The organism is Pseudoalteromonas sp. A22 (assembly GCF_018141345.1).
GTDB classification, from domain to species: domain Bacteria; phylum Pseudomonadota; class Gammaproteobacteria; order Enterobacterales; family Alteromonadaceae; genus Pseudoalteromonas; species Pseudoalteromonas maricaloris.
In genome coordinates this window covers 170,552-189,068 of the sequence record NZ_CP047237.1, presented here as the reverse complement: position 1 = coordinate 189,068, position 18,517 = coordinate 170,552, and the positions used below count along the sequence as shown (strand labels likewise).

The 18,517-nt window shown below is 42.8% G+C and carries 16 protein-coding genes; 6 read left to right on the top strand and 10 right to left on the bottom strand.

Features of this window, described 5'->3' with window-relative positions:
- The first annotated feature begins 45 nt into the window (after nucleotides 1-45).
- On the top strand, nucleotides 46-999 hold the full coding sequence (locus tag GSF04_RS00740) for a ribonuclease Z (RefSeq protein ID WP_211857098.1): 954 nt from the start codon (nucleotides 46-48) through the stop codon (nucleotides 997-999).
- On the opposite strand, the gene GSF04_RS00735 is transcribed toward GSF04_RS00740, so the two are convergent.
- Both GSF04_RS00735 and GSF04_RS00730 read right to left on the bottom strand, forming a co-directional pair.
- Nucleotides 996-2,309: a DUF2252 family protein gene (locus GSF04_RS00735; RefSeq protein ID WP_211857096.1), complete on the bottom strand. Its 1,314-nt coding sequence runs from the start codon at nucleotides 2,307-2,309 to the stop codon at nucleotides 996-998. The genes GSF04_RS00740 and GSF04_RS00735 overlap by 4 nt on opposite strands.
- Before the next feature lie 3 nt (nucleotides 2,310-2,312).
- Entirely contained in the window at nucleotides 2,313-3,143 is an 831-nt protein-coding gene (locus tag GSF04_RS00730) for a polyphosphate kinase (protein WP_211857094.1), read from the bottom strand.
- Between the two features lie 370 nt (nucleotides 3,144-3,513).
- On the opposite strand from GSF04_RS00730, the gene GSF04_RS00725 reads away from it, so the two are divergent.
- Nucleotides 3,514-6,417, top strand: coding sequence for a hypothetical protein (locus GSF04_RS00725; RefSeq protein WP_211857092.1), 2,904 nt, complete (start codon nucleotides 3,514-3,516; stop codon nucleotides 6,415-6,417).
- A gap of 24 nt (nucleotides 6,418-6,441) precedes the next feature.
- Here GSF04_RS00725 and GSF04_RS00720 read toward each other — a convergent pair whose 3' ends face one another.
- Together GSF04_RS00720 and GSF04_RS00715 are read right to left on the bottom strand one after the other, a co-directional pair.
- Entirely contained in the window at nucleotides 6,442-7,383 is a 942-nt protein-coding gene (locus GSF04_RS00720) for an SUMF1/EgtB/PvdO family nonheme iron enzyme (RefSeq protein ID WP_211857090.1), read from the bottom strand.
- 145 nt (nucleotides 7,384-7,528) lie between these two features.
- Nucleotides 7,529-8,416 (bottom strand): SUMF1/EgtB/PvdO family nonheme iron enzyme, encoded by an 888-nt coding sequence (locus tag GSF04_RS00715; protein ID WP_249122351.1) that lies wholly within the window; start codon nucleotides 8,414-8,416, stop codon nucleotides 7,529-7,531.
- Nucleotides 8,417-8,645: 229 nt separating this feature from the next.
- Here GSF04_RS00715 and GSF04_RS00710 point away from each other — a divergent pair, with 229 nt between their 5' ends.
- Nucleotides 8,646-9,188: a cysteine hydrolase family protein gene (locus GSF04_RS00710; RefSeq protein WP_211857086.1), complete on the top strand. Its 543-nt coding sequence runs from the start codon at nucleotides 8,646-8,648 to the stop codon at nucleotides 9,186-9,188.
- A gap of 161 nt (nucleotides 9,189-9,349) precedes the next feature.
- Here the strand turns inward: GSF04_RS00710 and GSF04_RS00705 are convergent, their stop codons facing one another.
- On the bottom strand, nucleotides 9,350-9,709 hold the full coding sequence (locus GSF04_RS00705) for a hypothetical protein (RefSeq protein WP_211857084.1): 360 nt from the start codon (nucleotides 9,707-9,709) through the stop codon (nucleotides 9,350-9,352).
- Nucleotides 9,710-9,935: 226 nt separating this feature from the next.
- Here GSF04_RS00705 and GSF04_RS00700 point away from each other — a divergent pair, with 226 nt between their 5' ends.
- Nucleotides 9,936-10,826 carry a hypothetical protein gene (locus GSF04_RS00700; protein ID WP_211857083.1) on the top strand — a complete coding sequence of 297 codons (891 nt, stop codon included), beginning with the start codon at nucleotides 9,936-9,938 and terminating at the stop codon, nucleotides 10,824-10,826.
- Between the two features lie 79 nt (nucleotides 10,827-10,905).
- Here GSF04_RS00700 and GSF04_RS00695 read toward each other — a convergent pair whose 3' ends face one another.
- The 3 genes from GSF04_RS00695 to GSF04_RS00685 all read right to left on the bottom strand — a co-directional run bounded on the left by GSF04_RS00695 (nucleotide 10,906) and on the right by GSF04_RS00685 (nucleotide 14,047).
- The gene (locus tag GSF04_RS00695) at nucleotides 10,906-11,709 is read right to left on the bottom strand and encodes a DUF1338 domain-containing protein (RefSeq protein WP_211857082.1); all 804 of its coding nucleotides are present in this window, start codon (nucleotides 11,707-11,709) and stop codon (nucleotides 10,906-10,908) included.
- 76 nt (nucleotides 11,710-11,785) lie between these two features.
- Nucleotides 11,786-12,811, bottom strand: a complete 1,026-nt coding sequence (gene astA / locus GSF04_RS00690; RefSeq protein ID WP_211857081.1) for an arginine N-succinyltransferase — start codon at nucleotides 12,809-12,811, stop codon at nucleotides 11,786-11,788.
- Between the two features lie 30 nt (nucleotides 12,812-12,841).
- Nucleotides 12,842-14,047 carry an aspartate aminotransferase family protein gene (locus GSF04_RS00685; RefSeq protein ID WP_211857080.1) on the bottom strand — a complete coding sequence of 402 codons (1,206 nt, stop codon included), beginning with the start codon at nucleotides 14,045-14,047 and terminating at the stop codon, nucleotides 12,842-12,844.
- A gap of 184 nt (nucleotides 14,048-14,231) precedes the next feature.
- Here GSF04_RS00685 and GSF04_RS00680 point away from each other — a divergent pair, with 184 nt between their 5' ends.
- On the top strand, nucleotides 14,232-14,660 hold the full coding sequence (locus GSF04_RS00680) for an Lrp/AsnC family transcriptional regulator (protein ID WP_010372995.1): 429 nt from the start codon (nucleotides 14,232-14,234) through the stop codon (nucleotides 14,658-14,660).
- 33 nt (nucleotides 14,661-14,693) lie between these two features.
- Here GSF04_RS00680 and GSF04_RS00675 read toward each other — a convergent pair whose 3' ends face one another.
- Together GSF04_RS00675 and GSF04_RS00670 are read right to left on the bottom strand one after the other, a co-directional pair.
- Nucleotides 14,694-15,611 carry a hypothetical protein gene (locus GSF04_RS00675; protein WP_211857079.1) on the bottom strand — a complete coding sequence of 306 codons (918 nt, stop codon included), beginning with the start codon at nucleotides 15,609-15,611 and terminating at the stop codon, nucleotides 14,694-14,696.
- A 118-nt stretch (nucleotides 15,612-15,729) separates the two neighbouring features.
- A complete protein-coding gene (locus tag GSF04_RS00670; protein ID WP_211857078.1) occupies nucleotides 15,730-17,631 on the bottom strand; it encodes an EAL domain-containing protein in 1,902 nt (633 codons plus the stop codon).
- A gap of 580 nt (nucleotides 17,632-18,211) precedes the next feature.
- Between GSF04_RS00670 and GSF04_RS00665 the strand changes: the two genes are divergently transcribed.
- The gene (locus tag GSF04_RS00665) at nucleotides 18,212-18,511 is read left to right on the top strand and encodes an isoamylase early set domain-containing protein (protein ID WP_010372991.1); all 300 of its coding nucleotides are present in this window, start codon (nucleotides 18,212-18,214) and stop codon (nucleotides 18,509-18,511) included.
- The last annotated feature ends 6 nt before the right edge of the window (nucleotides 18,512-18,517 follow it).

Below are 18,517 nucleotides of genomic sequence, written 5' to 3'. Positions count from 1 at the left end.
ATTCGTTACAATGGTATACCCACTTAAAAAGTAAACGGTTTTGGCGTGAAAGTACATTTTCTTGGCACTTCTTCAGGTAGCCCATCTAAACAACGTAATATGTCGGCAGCGGCAGTAAGCTTTGAAAATACCAAAGCCTGGGTACTAATTGACTGCGCCGAAGCGACCCAGCATGCGCTGCTGCACAGTGAGTTAACCCTATATTATCTCGAAGCAATTTGTATTACCCATCTTCATGGGGATCATTGCTATGGATTACCCGGACTCATTTCATCCATGGCTTTAAACTCTCGCAAAGCGCCACTAAAATTAATTGCGCCGAGGGCCGTTATTCAGTTTGTGCAAAGCTGTTTTACACTGACAGAGGTGAGGCTAAGTTTTGACTTAATCACCATCGCTCTTGAAGAAATAAACGATAAGCTACCGCTTGAATGTTGCGATATCGAAATCATAGCGCTACAACACAGAGTGCCCAGTGTTGGCTATAAACTCACGGAAAAGTGCATTCCTCGTAAGTTAAAAATAGACAAACTTCAGCAAGATGGCATTGCGTCTGGTGGCCACTACAACCTGTTGCAAAAGGGTCAAGACGTAGAATACCAAGGCCGACTTTTAACCTCAGATGACTACAGTTTTTATAGTTGGCAACCTCGAGTTGCAATAATTTGTGGTGATAACGAAAAGCCCGGCTTGCTATCGCAGATGATAAAAGGGGTCGATTTGCTTGTTCATGAAGCTACCTTTACCGCTGCTGATCTTCATAAAGTGGGATTTCATACAGGGCATAGCGATGCTAGGCGCATCGCTCAATTTGCACAATTACATCAAGTGCCCATGCTCGCGCTCACTCATTTTAGCGTGCGTTATCATGGTGAGGGCATGCTGCAGCCTCTTATTGAAGAGGCCAAGTTGCACTTTAGCAATGCACTCATCATCGCAGAGGATGGCCTGATTGTAGACATTCCAAAGCAAAAGCAAGTTGAGTGCGCAACTGCTTAGCTCTGGGATTGCTCGCAAAACCAACGCCAATCGGCTACGACTTGCTCGCTGTAATGACTGGCCGATTTGACCAATTCATCGATGAGACTAGGCAAAATGGCGACGGCATCTTCTTGAAATTGTAAGGATCGTCTATCTGCTCGCATATGTGAAAGGGCAAGGGCTTCACCGCACGCTTCTGCATATTGGCTAAAGCCCGACTTATTCGCTGCACGCTTACCAATAGTGATGTCTTCTGGGTCTATACCAACGCGAGCATGATGGCGCGAGCGTACCAGCCAATGGCTGCCTTGCCACAATGCATTATCTAAAATGAGATCGGTACGGCGCTGCATTTTTCTTTGACTGTTGACGGTTAAGTGTGCGGGATCTAAGCGATTCACTGGGCTTAAATTTGCAAAGTAAGCAAGAGGCGAAGCGAGTTGCTGTTGTTTTACCTCCACAATGTGGCATAGCGGCAAAATATCTTTAGTGGGCTTTTGTACGTTTGGGCCAACCAACAAATAATATCTGCTCAGATGCAATGAGCCTGTGCCTTGGTCGATACGCTCAACACAATCTAAAATTTCGTCATCAACATAGGGCGCAAAGTGATGAATAAGGTTTTCTTTTAAATCGGGGTCAAGTTGCTTAAACTTCAGTTTGTCTTCGCGAAAACTTAGCGGCTTAATGCTGAGGTCGATTTCCTTTGCGAGCGTGCTTTTTATCGTAAACGCGGCGCCCCCCGCCATTCTTTGTAACCCTTTTTGCCATCGTTTATGCAGTATATGATTATTATCAAATTCGGTTAAGCCTGTGTTGCTATCGACCTTATGTTCCAGCGACAACTGACAGGCTTTTAGGTAGCTGTGTAAAAAGTCCAATTGTGCTTGGGCAACCAGCTCTTTACTGACCAAAGGTTTACTTCGGTCTTTAATATCCTGAGCTTGCTCTTGAATACGCCCTCCTTCTAGTTGGGTAAGCGGTAAACTCACTAAAAAGCGAAACAGGTCCCACACAGCGTGTCCGACGCAGGCATCATCGAAGTCATTAGGTTCAAAAATTAGGGTATCGCCGTGGCTGCCTTCTTCACTATGAAAGCCAAAATTGCCCGTATGACAATCGCCCATTACGTAGGTGAGTGGCAGGCTGGTGGCCGCTTCAGGTAACTGCAGTTGTTGCTCCAGTAAGTCCTTATACATAAGCGCGGCACTACCACGGAAGAACCGAAATGGACTGAGTCTCATTTTGTCGAATTTACTGCACTCATTGCTTACGTGAATGCCTTCACGCTCATTAAAGTAAGATGCAAGATAGTCGTGACGATTCATGGATTAGTCCTCCCTTTGAACAATACCCAATTGAGATTTTGCCAGTTTTACAACGGCTTTATCGATAGGTGGGGGACTAATATCAACCCCCTTGCTTAACGCTTCGACAATGGTTTTCATCACTTGTACGCGGGCATACCATTTATGTTCCGCGAGGATCAAATGCCATCCCGCTAAATTCGTATCGGTTTTAGCAAACATATCATCAATTGCTTGCTCATAATCTTGTCGCTTTTGGCGGTTGCGAATATCTTCTTCCGTTAGTTTCCAGCGCTTATACGGATTATTTAAACGCTCTGTAAAGCGCTTGAGCTGTTCATCTTCGCTAATGTGTAAAAATAGCTTAACAATGCGGACGTTATCATCTGTTAGCAGACGCTCAAATTCGTTGATTTCTTGATAGGCACGACGCCACTCGTGCTCACTAGCAAACGCTTCAACCCGTTCTACCAACACTCGGCCGTAATATGAACGGTCAAAAATAGTCATAGTACCCCGAGGAGGTAACTTTGTTTGAAACCGATACAGGTAATGCCGGCCTTGTTCCTCGGGTGTTGGTTGTGCTATTGGGTAGACCTTAACGCCGCGCGGATCGAGTTTTTCTGTCATGCGGCGAATCGCGCCTCCTTTACCAGCCGCATCCCAGCCTTCAAACACTAAAATAGCGCGCTTTCCTTGATGAAAATAGGCTTGTTGCACATGTAATAGTTGGGTTTGCCAGTACTTTAACTCGCTTTTGTAGTGTTTTTTTGAATCAATAGCAGGATGTGTCATGGGTGGCTTAACACTTAGCCCGCGATTTAGCGCCTTTATTTCTGATACATAACTGGTCATGCTAACTCCTTTAATCGCCTTTGGTTAAGTTGGCCCTGTTGTTGTCAAAGCGCTGTTCAACGCGAAAATATTACCGCACCAACTAACTTTTGAGCGTGTTAGAGTAACCTAGATTAAACTCTACAGGGACTTTTTGACAATGATATGTCATACCATTTTGTCTTACACTTCCTTAATTTGAGGGAGCTAATCAGGCGCTAACGGCGTTAAAAATTTCTCATCATTTAGAACAGGTAAATAGCAAAATTTTCCTTGATTGAATAACTGACTCCATCAGTATAAAATCTACCCCGAATACTATCTCGCGCTCATTGATGAGTAGCAAATTGCATTGATGAGGAACAACCGGAATAAACAAGGAAGGATTGGCATGAAGCCTTTTGACAAGTGGCCTGCGCTTGTGCAAGACGCACAGCAAGGTACATTCGATGATTCACTTTTTCAGTCAGATTCAGACGTAAAAAATTCGGCACAACCAACCAGATTGCCGATGGCTAAAGTGCCCACCATCATTCTTAAAGCACTTAACCCCCATCACACTGACTATATTCGTATTGACCCAAAAGAAGCTCGTTACTGGCATGGTGGACTTCATCACCATGACGATAGACAACTACTTGTTATTTCAAATAACCAAGCACAACGTCTCAAAACGGTTTCTCAAGGCAATATAAAGGAGATCTTTGCGTTTATTAAAAAGTCAGCGCTTGAGGCTAAAGTGGAAGGTCAGTTCGGTTCTGGTGGCAGTAAAGGCTTCTCGGGTGGGGCGGGAGAGTTAAGCCAAAACGGTGCACATTTAGGTGCTGCAGCTGAATATGCTGCTACAAGCGATTACTCAAAAAATGATGGTGTGGGCTTCAATAGTAGCCAAGGAGCAGGTACAGTGCGCCCGTTAATGGGTAAGAGTAACGCTGGCATTAAAAAAACACCCACTAAGCTAGAAAGTACAGCACAACCCATAGATACTATTGCGCCATCTGTCATTATTGGTCAACCTAATCCAAAGCAAATCGTAAAACTAGAGCAAAACCAAGCCACTAAAAGACGTTTTGCAAATCATGTATTAGGGCCGGGAGAAACTGCCGCGAGTGTTGTCGAGCAGTATACTGGCACACCAAATGAAAGCCGTATATATGGCTTCAACCATCCTCAGTTTACTATAAAAAATCCTCCCAAAGCGGGTGATAAAGTCAGGGTGAATACCGGCTTTGACGTATTAGTTAAAGGGCAATTTTATAATAGCAACAGTGTTAACCTAATCTGGAAAGGGCCAACGTCGGGTTCAAAATCAGCCATATTGGAGCAAGTGAATGGCAAATATCTACCAGACAGAGGTTATGATTGGGAGTTGGCGCTACCGCTTGTGGCGGGGGAATACACATTAACCGCTGAAGCCGGAGGTGCGACGCACTCCGTGAGTTTTTCAGTTGAAGAGTCCGAAGACCAACTGGAAATTATTGATTTTATATATATTCCAGAAGATAACAGCTTTATAGCGGTCACCCAGTCACTTGCCGATATTTTAGAGCAAGAAATGGAAGTACTTAACCCTCCCATGGAGCAGTTAAAGCAAGCGCTGGCTGGACAACAAGACCTCTCGAAACAAGATGATAAAGTAATTGACGCAAAAAAGGCGTTAAACGAGACCCTAAAACCACTTGTTTCAGGCCCTACCGCTAATAAAATTACCGAAGTCATTGGCTTTAAAGGCCGAAAGTATACCTATGTGCGTAGTGATAAAATGGCCAACCACTTTAGACGCTATAAAATTGATACGGACATTCGAAACGGTCGTCGTTTTAGCGATGCGAATGGCAACTTAGACCGTAAGAAACTGAACAAAGCGCTTAAAAATGATTTGAGCAAGCTAAAGGTCAATTTTAAGTATGATAAGAAGCTCGTCGACACGTATACAACCATATGGGGCGAATGGGCTAGGGAGCTTAATAAAGATCTAAATATAAAAAGGTTTGAAAAAAGCGACTATTTTGATGCCAGTGCAGAGGCACGATTAATGCGCTACACCCATGGTGCGGGCATTGCGGCAACCTTTAGCCCAAAGGATGGTGTCTTTTCATTTCAAGCTGATGCCAAAGTCGATTTTGCAGTTGGTGAAGCAAAAGCTGCAATGAGTGGTTACTACCCTAATAAAAATGGGTATGAATTTAAGTTTATGATGCCACTTAAAAATACGACCAAAGAGCGTGAGATAAACTTAGGCGCGATCCGATTAAATGCGACCATTGCCCTTTTTGGCTATGCAGGAGCGAAATTACAAGCGGCGGCAAATGTAGGCTGTACAGTAAAGCAAGGTAAAATGATGCTTGAGGGATTAACCCCTGAACAAGTAAAAGCACTTAGCCGCGCCGATCGCAAGTTTGAACCTGTAAAAGGCGAGCTCAGCGCATTCGCTGGGGTATCCGCAGGCTGTGAGTTAACTGGTGCTTTGCAGTGGGATAATCCAGAAAAATCTGGTAAATCTAGTTTTTGTGATTTAGCTAAACTAGGTGGAAAGGCAGAAGGCGCATTTGGCGCTGGTGCACATGCCGGATGTTATATTGGTTATGAAGACGGAAGGTTTATGCTTCGCGCGAAATTGGGACTTATCTGGGGCGTAGGTGCTGGCGGAGAGTTGGTCTGTGAGATAGGTGTCGATGAAATCGTCACGCTTGCCCAATTTGTTTATCACCAGCTTAAAAATAATGATTATGATTATCTCGAGTTTATACAGCCATTGGCATTTAACGTGCTTTATAAAGCAGTAGCCATGCATATAGCAACAGGTAAAGATATTACTGAGTTTGTTGGTGGAACTGCTAAAGACATAGATGAATGGTGGCGAACTAAAGTAATAATTCATGAACAAGCCAAGGCTATCATGCAAAGAGTTGAACAAACACCAGAAATGCTGAAGTTTACGGTACCTGAGTCCAAGGGGGCATTTCTAAACTTATTAGCGAACCCTAACCTCGCTAGCCTTATCGACTCAGATACCTACAGCTGGCAGGGCTTAAATGAGCAGCGCGAAAATACGATTATTATCATACTCAAGCATATACTTTGTACAGAGGAATTAGACGAGGTGTTGCAGCATATGGGTAAAGGAGGAACTAAGTGTAGCCAAGAAGAGGGCTTATCTCAGCTTAATAGTATTTTAGAAGGTGCTCAGCAGCGAGAGTTTGATGCATGGCGACGCAAACTACCAAGCCGAGCTCGCTCCGGTTCGGTTGCTGTCGCGATGCTTAATATCAGTCCATTTGTAGCACTGGCATAACAGCGTATTAGCAACCAAAGTTAGCTACTTTGGTTGCTCATTTAAAGGCATAGACTGATTGAGCACGCAGCGAAATCCAGTTGCCCTGTATGCCTTTTTTAGTTTCTCAGATTCTTGCCGTGTATATACATTACTGCCACGGGGAGACTCTAAAAACATCCCGCCACGCATGACCTTTTTTGTGCCTTCTTTTGGCCCTTTAGGATCCTGTTCTGGGGAGTGTTGATAGTAATCCTCAGCCCACCAGTCATTGACCCATTCAATCATATTGCCGCTTAAGTCATAAAACCCCAATGGGTTAGGTGGATAGGTGCCACTAATATGCGGTTCAGGCTCTTCGGCGAGAGAGTAATTTACACCGAGTTCAAGCATACCAGTATTGGTGGCAAACAAAATGTTTTCACCACGGTTTCGTGCTGCAAATTCCCACTGTGCTTCGGTTGGTAAATCAATTGGGAGTTGTGTGAGTTTTGCCAGCCATAAGCAATAGTTCTTGGCATCATACCAGTTCACCCCCGCAGAGAATTCAGGTGCACGCCAAATTTCATCTTTATCCCATTTTGTCCACATGGTTTTTGGCAGGTTGTTTACCGCGGTATATAAATCAAAATCGCCATAGCTTACCTCATAAGCGCCCATCGAATAGCTGGTAAGGGTCACCTTATGAGCGGGTTTATTATCGCGGGCTATGGTCCAAGGCAAGTTATTAGGACCACCACCATCGCCCATCATAAAGCTGCCGCCTTCAACAAACACCATTTGGGCTTTAGTGCGCTCAATCAGTGCTTGCACTTGTTTGTCTTGTTCGCCAGTAAGCGCGTCTATTTGTTGGCCAAGGTCGTCACACCCGGTCATTACCAAACACAGTACTGCGAGGCTGGGAACGGTTGTGTATTGATTGGCGAGAATATTGCGCCGGTTAATGTTGGCAAAGTGGGGGAGTGAATGTATCCGTTTATTTTCCATATGGTGACTTTCCGTATGTTACTTATTTATCCTTAGTGCAGCTCAAGCATACCAAGCGTACAGGCGAAATCAAAATTGCTACAGCATAAAGTTAGTAGTTTGAATAAACGCTGACTTTTACGGTGATAAATGCGATGGCAATGAGCTAGTTAATTGATTGAACAGGAATTGGCTTCGCTTGGTTTAGCGCACAGCGAAAACCTTTAGCACGATACGTTTCATCAAGCTCATCTGACTCTTGCCGTGTATATACATTACTACCGCGAGGAGACTCTAAAAATCTTCCTCCTCGCATGACCTTTTTTGTGCCTTCTTTTGGCCCTTTAGGATCCTGCTCAGGGGAGTGTTGATAGTAATCCTCAGCCCACCAGTCATTAACCCATTCAATCATATTGCCACTTAAATCATAAAATCCCAATGGGTTAGGGGGATAGGTGCCAGGAGGTTCCGCATAATCAGTATTTAGCTCATAATTACGACCTTCTTCTATCCACCCACTATCAGTGGCAAACAAAATATTTTCGCCACGGTTTCGTGCTGCAAATTCCCATTGTGCTTCTGTTGGTAAATCAAAGGGGAGTTGGGTAAGCTCAGCCAGCCATAAACAATAGTTTTTTGCGCCATACCAACTCACTCCAGCAGGGAATTCAGGTGCGCGCCAAATTTCGTCTTTATCCCATTTTGTCCACATGGTTCTTGGTAGGTCGTTTACCGCGGTATATAAATCAAAATCGCCATAGCTTACCTCATAAGCGCCCATCGAATAGCTGGTAAGGGTCACCTTATGAGCGGGTTTATTGTCGCGGGCTATGGTCCAAGGCAAGTTATTAGGACCTCCACCATCACCCATCATAAAGCTGCCGCCTTCAACAAACACCATTTGGGCTTTTGTGCGCTCAATAAGTGCTTGCACTTGTTTGTCTTGCTCGCCAGTAAGCGCGTCTATTTGTTGGCCTAGGTCGTCACACCCGCTTATGACCAAGCATAGTAATGTCGTTAAAGGGAGTAATATCTGGTGATCAATCTTGTCCATAAGTGTGCTATCCATAAGGTATTTGCATACACATTTATCATAACTTGTTTAGCTGTATTGAGACATAGCTAATGTGGCAGTAAGACCAATGTATAAATATTAAAATGACAATATAACGCTTGTGATTTATATTGCTTGGGCACTACAACCCTTTGAAAGAATGAATGCTGTTCAAGCTGTTGGCGGCTTTTGAATTTATAAGCAAGATTATGCCCAAAAAGAGTATGCTATGAAATCTGCAGTATTGGTAATTGATGTACAGAACCTTTTATTCGACCCAGAGCCCAAACCGTATGCAAGTGAAGAGGTGTTAAGCCAAATTAACTTAGTGACAGATTGGGCTCGAAAGCAAGGCATGCCAGTGATCTATATTCAACATGAGCAAAACGGTACTGCGATTGAGTATGGTAGTGAAGGTTGGCAATTACAATCAGTACTTCAAGTTGACGCCAATGATCAGTTCGTGCGTAAAACCACCCCAGACTCATTTTTAAACACAAATCTGTCTAACATACTTGAAGAACATGGAGCTCAACATATTTATATTTGTGGTTATGCTACAGAGTTTTGTGTTGATACAACGAGTCGGCGAGCCGCGGGTTTGGGTTATGCAGTTACATTAGTGGCGGATGCCCATACCACACATTGCAAAAAGCACATGTCAGGTGAACAAATAAGAATACATCATAATACCACACTGCCAAGTATCTCCAGTTTTGGAGTGAAAATATCCGCGGTGTCTACTGCCAAAATTATTGCTTTAGGTGACTGATACAGTCTAGTTTTGTTGAGGGATTACCATTTCCTGTCACTGTTTTCACTTACTCGTCCTAATGACCGGCTGTTAAGGGTTATACATGTTATTACACAAGTGTGAAGCAAACCGGAAACGGTCCTCCTATAAGTTTTAATCTAAGCCTTTGAATCAAAGGACTATTCAATCCAGATCCATGCAATTAAAGGCGGGGTAGTCGCGTTTTTAAATGTGATATTAATTACGATATCGTCTTGCGTGTTCTCGTACTTCGCTGCAAATATCAGCATTGGATCCTGACCTCTTCGAAGAGACGCTAACAAGGTTTTGGATTTTAAGCGGCCAAGCTGCGGCGCGATTTCATGGTATGCCCGTAAAAATCCCTCCTCAGAAATCTTTTTGGCTAAGTCGGCGGTTATTACAGATAAATATGCTTGATAGTTTCCTCTCTCATGCGCTTTCAAAGCATTGTCGACAACAGGCATGAGAAGGTTAAGCGCCTCTTCTTCCGTTGAACCAAACGTTCCAAAATAATTCATAACTATTATCCTTGTCTAATCCTACTGATTTTTCACCTACAGGTAATGAATATAAACGATAGTTTTAAGTGTCTCAAACACTGTAAAAGTCTAAGTACCAATTTCAATTGTGGGGTTAATACTTTTATACTAGGGTCTGTTGTTCTTTGCTGCTGCAAAAACAAACTTGAAAGATAAACAGGCCCTAACTTACGAGAAAGCAACGTTATTTAATAAGGAGATAGTAATGAATGCTTATAATATCGAGATATTGAAACAATCCATTGATGATAAAGCGCGCTTTGATGGTTGGGTATTTGGTTTGCCCCCCGGAATTAAAGCCAATCAATGGCCGCTTGACCCACATACCGGCTACCCGCTAAAACACAGCTTTACACTAAGATTGCCAGAGGGCTATCGCACTGATGAGAATGCATTTGCGGTTAGCTTTTTTGCAATCGCGGTTGATCACAATGATGGCGGGCCCGAATATATTGAAGGGTTAGAAGAGGCGTTATTTGCTGAGCAGTCGCCAGATGAACCACTATTCAAACCCTTTTGGCAGGCGATGCAAACGGTTCATCCTAGCTGTAAGTTTGCAGCGGATACGCTAGATTGTTATTACGCAACGCTCCTGCTTAGTGAAGCTGAGTTTTACGGCGAGCTCTGTTCACCGCCAACTATTATTGAACGACATTTTGAAGATGATGTTTGTGCTCCAGAATGGCTAGTCGAGGGTGGCGCGAGTTGCTTTTGGAAAATGAACTATTCCCAGTACCTCAGTTTGCCAGCTGAAGAGTACCAAATATATCGCGAGCTTGGTGGAATTCCCCCAGAAGCAGTGAGTTTTAACCGTGCAATTGCGCTTGTTGCCAACCCTAGTGATCCTAATGCGGGTAAGACGCCCAGCGAATATGAAGATACAGGTTATATTGATCCGTACGAAGGCGACCCTGAGTGGTTAGAGAGTGTTTTGCCAAACCATTTAGGCGGGACGAGTTTAAACGGTCAAGGGATCCCTGATTTTCTTACACCTTACTACATCGAATTCGAAGAGATCTTAGGTGGGCATAACTTTGGCGGAGGGATAGGTATGCTTGATTTGGTAAACCGCGAGTTTGATTGGAGTTGTGGCTAATATTAACTAAAAAAGCAGCCATAAAGGCTGCTTTACAATTTGGGCAGAGTGCTTAGGCAAGCACTGATTTTAAACGCGATTATCTTGCGTTAGTACTTTCAAAGATTTTGTCAGCAGAAGCTGCAACAAAACCAGTATAGATCTCGCCGTCAGGCTTGGCGTAACGCAGAGCAAACTCATAGAAGCAGCTTGGAATGCTAAATTCACCGTCTTTAAACTGCACGTTTTGGTGATCAGCAAGCGTTGAAGATTGTTCTAGTAACACTTCTGGAGAGCCTTTGATCTCGCCACCAGAGGTGTTTAGTTCAAAACCGTTGTCTTTGAGCGCTTGGTTTACAGCTTCAATTGTGGTGAAGTTCTTCAGGTAGTTGATGCTTACCGTGAAATGGTTTGCACGGTAGCCCCATGCAGACATCCATGCGGCATACTCGCTCTCAGTCAGTAGTTTTTTGTATGTCTCGTGAGAAACGCGCCAGTGGGTGCCAGAATACAGGAAGTTTTCAGCTGTTACTGCAGACTCGTCGATTTGCTCAACCATGTCTTTAACGATAGCTTGTAGTTCTTCTGAACATTTTTCAACGAGCAGCTCAGAGATAAACACCTTTGGTTTCGTTGGATCTTGGTGTTCATAGTGCTTGGCATATAGCTTTTTCGCTTCAAAGTGGTATTCGCCACACTCTGTATAACCCACGGCTTTAAAATGTGCAGCGAGCTTTTCTAGGCCTACTTTTTCAATATTAAAGGTACGCAATGCGATGTGGTCATTGATCACGTCGTCTTTTTGCGTTGAGCCGAGTAGTTCATGAACTTTGACTGCAGAAGGTGTTACTTCTAGGTAGTTGTCCCACAGGTGTTCAAATAGTGTATCTACGTTGTTGTGCATAATGGTTTCCTAATTTTTTGTCTTGGTGACAGCTTGTTAAACTTTATACCAATTGGTATCAGCACGACATTGAAATCTATAGTTTAAATGCGTTTATCAGTTCACCTTGAGTGACATCAAGCGCATTGGCTACCTCTGCGGTCAGCTGAATTTTTTCTTCTGCTTCACACAGATAAGCCTGATCGGTAAACGTGGCTTTAAACGCGTCTAATCGACCATTTGAAATAGTAAGACTAGGGAGCTTGTCAGGTAGTGAAGCGACTATTTCAACCTCACCTTTAAACGACTCTCTAACCGTTCTAATATTGTCTAGTTTGGCTTCTACCGTTGGACCTGCGTCGAACAAGTCAACATAGCCACGGTGTTCAAACCCTTCTTTTTGCAATAAACGCAAAGCAGGCTTGGTTTTCTCGTGCACTTTACCTATCACAGCTTGTGCTTCTGGACTTAGTAGGTTTGCATAGATGGGATACTTGGGCATAAGTTCACAAATAAAAACTTTGTCCCCGAGACCGACCAAGTGATCTGCTTGCGGAAATTCAATGCTAAAAAAGTGCTCTTGCAGCCACTGCCAAAATGGCGAATGGCCATGTTCGTCACTTACACCACGCATTTCTGCAATAACGGTATCGCTAAAGCGCTCAGCATGTTCTGCCATAAATAAGAAACGGCTTCTTGAAAGAAAGCGACCAGCTAACCCTTGGCGATGACCTTCACGTAAAAATAGCGTGCAGATCTCAGAGCTTCCGGTGTAGTCGTTACACATCGACAGAATATCGACGGTATTATAGACACCCAAAGTTCTTGAGTGATGTACTGTTTTGCCAAGATGATAGTGATATAAAGGCACAGACATACCAACCGCAGCTTCAATCGCAGTGGTGCCTATAATTTCGCCCGTTTGTGTGTCTTCAAGGACGAACAAATAGCCTTCGTCGTATGGTTTTGACACTGACTTTGCAAAGCTTTCAACTGAGCGGTTAATTTTATTAGACAACAATTCGTCATCTACAGGCAGTGAGGTAAACCCATGGCCAGATTCAACCGCAATGGTTTTTAGCGCGTCGAAGTCAGTTTTTTGTATTGGTCTTAATACTAACATGAGAAAGAGGAGACCGAGGTCCCCAGCTCCTTAGCCGTTTACTACTGCAGCAACCGCTTGTTCAAAGCGTGCTAGACCTTCTTGGATCTCTTCATCAGAGATCACAAGGGAAGGCGTAAAACGAACTACGTTAGTACCAGCAACTAATGACATTAAACCGTGCTCTGCACTTGCTACCAAGAAATCGCGTGCACGGCCTTCAAATTTATCATTGAGTACTGCACCAAGAAGAAGACCTTTACCGCGCACTTCAGAAAATACATTGTATTTGTCGTTAATAGCATTTAGGCCATCTCTGAATAGTTGTTCTTTGGCTTTTACGCCAGCTAACACCGATTCTGTATTTACCGTGTCAAATGCAGCTTCTGCTACCGCGCAGGCTAGTGGATTACCGCCATAAGTTGAGCCATGGGTGCCGACTTTAAGGTGAGCTGCAATTTCAGTGGTGGTGAGCATAGCGCCAATCGGGAAACCGCCGCCTAGTGCTTTTGCGCTAGTTAGGATATCAGGTGTTACCCCCAATCCTTGATAAGCATATAGATCACCAGTTCGGCCAACACCCGTTTGTACTTCATCAAAAATAAGTAGCGCGTTGTGTTTATCACATAGTTCGCGCACAGCTTGGACAAACTCAGCATTTGGAGAAATGATCCCGCCTTCACCTTGAAGTGGTTCCATCATGACTGCGCAAGTGTTGTCTGAGATTGTTTTTTCAAATGCAGCTAAATCGTTATAGTCGATATGAGTGATATCAGCAGGTTTTGGACCAAAACCATCAGAATAGGCTGCTTGACCACCAACCGTTACCGTGAAGAAAGTACGACCATGGAAGCCTTTGTTGAATGCGATAATTTGCGTTTTTTCTGCACCAAATTTATCCAGAGCCCAACGACGCGCAAGTTTAAGTGCCGCCTCGTTTGCTTCAGCGCCTGAGTTTGCGAAATAGACTTTTTCTGCGAATGTTGCATCAGTTAACTTTTTGGCAAGGCGAAGCGCCGGCTCGTTGGTCATCACATTTGATAAGTGCCAAATTTTTTCGCCTTGCTCTTTAAGTGCAGAGACGAGCGCAGGGTGACAATGGCCTAGACAGTTTACGGCGATACCGCCTGCAAAATCGATGAACTCTTTACCTGTCTGATCCCATACTCGAGAGCCTTGACCTTTAACTGGAATAACGGCTGACGGGTTGTAGTTTGGAACCATGACTTCATCGAATAATTCGCGATTTGCTTGCATGACGCTTTCTCCTAAATTGTTATCATTGTGCGGTATTACTGTCGGGCAGAAGCTGATTACTTGTTGTTCTGCTCACAGCCAACTTGCTATTTCTTCATTATTACGCGCTTTTGTAATAATTTGCAGTGCAATAATTCACATATTTGCTATCATTTATGTCAAATTAACATGGTTAAATTGCAAAATGATTAGTTCACAAGACGAAAAGCTCATTGCACTGTTGCGTAATAACGCACGAGAGAGCATCTCTGAGTTGGCACGTAAGTTAGACCTTTCCAGAACCACAGTACAAAATCGTATCGCAAAATTAGAGCAAAATGGTGTAATTAAAGGCTATCGCGTAGAGTTTGCTGAGCAGTATATGGATGATTTAGTATCTGCACACGTTTCTATCAAGGTAAAACAAAAACTTACTACAAAGGCGAATTTAGCATTACAGCAGTTGCCAAATGTTTCTGCGCTTTATGCCATTAGTGGGGAATATGATTTGATTGCTATTGTTGAAGCACAGAGTTTGGAGCAGTTGAGCCATCTGCTAGATGAAATCGGTAATTTAGAGGGGATTGAGCGTACCAATTCGTCGGTTATCCTAGAAACCAAATTTAAGCGATAACGCGTTCTCCTGATCTTAATGAATATTGGATAATCAAGCTTTGGGAAGGTGAGGCCAGTCCTTTTCATAAAGCTCGACTTTGAAGTTTGTTAATTTTACTTTCTCAAATTGATCTGGAGAAATAAGGGCCCTTTCTTTGTTAAGAAAATATATGAGCTCACATAGAGCGTTCGATATAACTCGCAACCTAGTTAGAGTGAAATTATTGCTTTGTTTCAACTGGCTTAATATCAAAAGTTCTTTCAAAGCAGCAAAGCTTTCTGAGGATTTTATAAGTTCATCGTATACCGATAAAAACTGCTTATAGGACATACACCCTGCGCTATCTTGGGCTAAATGCTCACCAATTTCAGTTTGCATGAATTGAAATATAGGTCTGTCAACTTTGACTCTGCTGTAAAAGTACTTTTGAATGTCTGTATCAGCCAAAGCCCGTTCTATTTTTTTCAAGTAATAATTAAATTCATTGGTTTTACTATCATCCCCAAAATCTAAATAGCTAAATTCAGTTTTGAGAGACTCAACCCAATAAAAATATCGTGCAAACATATAAAGAGTAGATGATAGATAATGTTTTTTTGTCATAGGCCAAGCACCATACATAGGTTGACTATCATCATCTACCAAAAGAACGGGGTTTTTTGAATTGGATTGTCTTTGACAAACGTGCCACAGCCGATCTTGGAGGTCACTAGCGGATAGTAAAATTTTACCAGAATACTTTCTAACGATAGCTTCCAGTTGTTTTTTGATTTCTACTTTATTGTTGTAATCAAGTTCCCTGAGTTTTAAACCCGATTTATACTTTTCAATATCCCTTTTAAAGATATTGCTAGCAACATTTTTGGCTAAAAATACAACGATAGCTGTTCCTGCCGCAATACCTCCACCGAATCCTAACCCTGAAGCTATTTCTCGAATGAACCGCTGTGAAAAGTCAATTTCTGCCATGCTTTAAGATCTCCGTTTCAACGTTAGAATTGTATCTGCTTTGTTTAAAGTGATTTGCAGCAGCATTCAAACTGAAAGGTTTCGTTAATACTAACAAGTGTAGAGTGTATAAAGTCAGTTACCCAACTTGCTCTGGTAACCAAATACTGGTGCCGGTGGCTGCGATATGATTCACATTACCATTTAACACTTTGCTACCTACATTATTTGAGCTTTCCGGCCGGCTAACTAAATACCCCTGTACGCAGCTGATCCCTAAGTTTTTAACTAGCTCAAATTGTTCGGTTTGTTCAACGCCCTCGGCAACAATCTTTAATTCTAACTGCTGTCCAAGTTCGCTGATGGAATTGAGTATCTTACGATACTTAGGGTTGCTATTAGCTTGAGTGATAAACAGTTTATCGATTTTTATCACATCTATAGGTAAATCGGCGAGGGTGCTTAGTGAGCTAAAACCTGTTCCAAAGTCGTCAATCGCGACACTTATTCCTGCATCTCGGCATTGTTGTAATTGTGAAATCGTATCATTGCTGGCCTTTATAAGAGTGGACTCCGTGATCTCCAACATCAAAGCGGTGGCTGGTAAGCCGGTTTTTTCCAAGGCCGCATTTACCCATTCAAAGACCTTTCTGTGTTTTAATTGTATTCCAGATACATTGACCGAGATTTTTACTTTTTTCATCCCAGCATTATGCCAAGCACACATTTGTCTACACGACTCAAGTAGGATCCAATCACCAAGCTCTAAAATTAAATTAGACTCCTCTGCAATTGGAATAAATTCGGCTGGTGGAATTTGCCCTTCTATCGGATGGTTCCAGCGAATAAGCGCCTCAAAATAGTCGATAGCACAATCTTCAACATGCACTATTGGTTGGAATGACAGATAAAAGCTTTGCGCAGAGATAGCGAGTCGTAACTCTTCTAGGAGGTAGTGATAACGTCGCATTTTCGACCCCATTTCGGGGGAATAAACTTTAAAAATTCCACGACCATCCGTTTTTGCTCTGTACATGGCAACATCAGCCATCTGCAATAACGAGTTCGGTGTTGCTGCACTATCTGGGTATACCGCGATACCGATACTTGCTCCAATTTTGACAAGTTTATTGCCAAGCAAGAAATCACGCTCTATATCACTAAGAATGGACTGGGCGATTTCTGTGCACAAACTTGGATTGTTTAATTTGGGAATAAATAGCGAAAATTCATCGCCGCCGAGTCTTGAAAGGTTTTGTTCAAGGCCATGAATAGGGTGGCGATCTTCTAAACCATATTGGCGAACCACTTTTGAGAGCCGAGCAGCAACTTGGATCAGAATTTCGTCGCCAAAACTGTGGCCAAATGAATCATTAACTTGTTTAAAGCCGTCCAAATCAATAAATAGCAGGCCACATTTTTGTTGCGCCAACTCAGCTTGCTTTAACTTTGCCTCAATATGGTCAATATATGCATGTCTATCTATAAGCTTTGTGAGCTTGTCTTGAAAAATTTGAGACTCTGAATGGCGTTTTACGCGAGCAAGATGGCTAGACAAGTCGTGGATCGCATGGCTGAGCTTGGCTAGAGAGGACTTATGATGTAGTGGCGCACTATCAACCTCTAGACGTGTCAATATTCCTCCAACGTCCTTATTCACCTCGCTAATATCTTCATCTTGATTACGGTAGCGGCGCTCTGATTTAAAAAGATACGCAACAATCGCGAGTAAAGTTGCAATTGAAATGAGAGTGATTGGAGAAGTAAATACGGCATACCAGACTGTACTTACATCCAGATATTTGGGTATTCCGAGTGTTGACTCTACCGCAACATAAGTGTGGTTTCCGTTTGCTGCAAAGTTCAAACCGTGCAGTAGTGGGGAATACCAAGGTGATACCATTGATACTGTAAGGTGCTCATTTACCGAGGTTGTAGCGATCAGCTCAAGCACGTGGGCCTTAAAAGACAGATGCAGCAATATGACAACAAATAATGTGCCCAGAAGTAGGGTACTTGTTAGTCTTATCGCGTTTGGCATGAATAGGCTTTCCTTAGTAATTCAGTCTCTTGCATATTACGGAATAATAGTACGCAGATGCGATCTTCATCGCAAAAAATGTAATCTGAAATTATAGTTGCTAACCTAGTTTTTTACACACTTTAGCATTCAGTTGCAAACTTCATCGTGCAAAAGTACTAAAAATTTCACTTTGCAGACTGCTTTATATGAGCGGGATCAATTATTAGTTAAATTCACTTTACATGATAACCATTCTTAACTAGCTTTCTTGTTGACTCTTAATGTGATTGGCTCAGTGATTGCAAGGAACTCATAGCAAACTGAAATCACTGCTTATCTGATTTAGATTGCGCCAAAGCGGTGCAAAATTGCACCAAATTTGTACTGTCATACAAACTCAATATTTGTTTGCTGTACTTAGGGCTGCTGATTTTTAAAGCGAACGGTGAGTTGCCAGCTAATTAAAATTTAATTTTGCAATTCAATATCACTTAAATCTCAATATGCTCGACATAAATCGTACACAGTTACCAGTCGTTTGCAGTATTAGCGTACGTCACTGTGAAATAAGGACTCACAAAAGGTAAACGGGGGTTATATGCTCACTAAACGGTTTTTCAAAACAAAAGACGAAGCAGAAATTACATTTTCATTTTCACACCCAGAAGCGAAAACGGTGGAACTTGCTGGTGATTTTAATGATTGGCAACCTGAGCCGATGAAATTCATCAAAAAAGACAGTGCGTTTAAGCTCAAACACCGTTTACCAACCGACAAAGATTACCACTTCAGATATTTGATTGATGGTGAAGTCTGGGACAACGATCATCAAGCAGATGATTATGTGCCCAACGGCTTTGGAGAAGACAACAGTGTTGTGTCCACAGCGAGAGCGTAACATTAT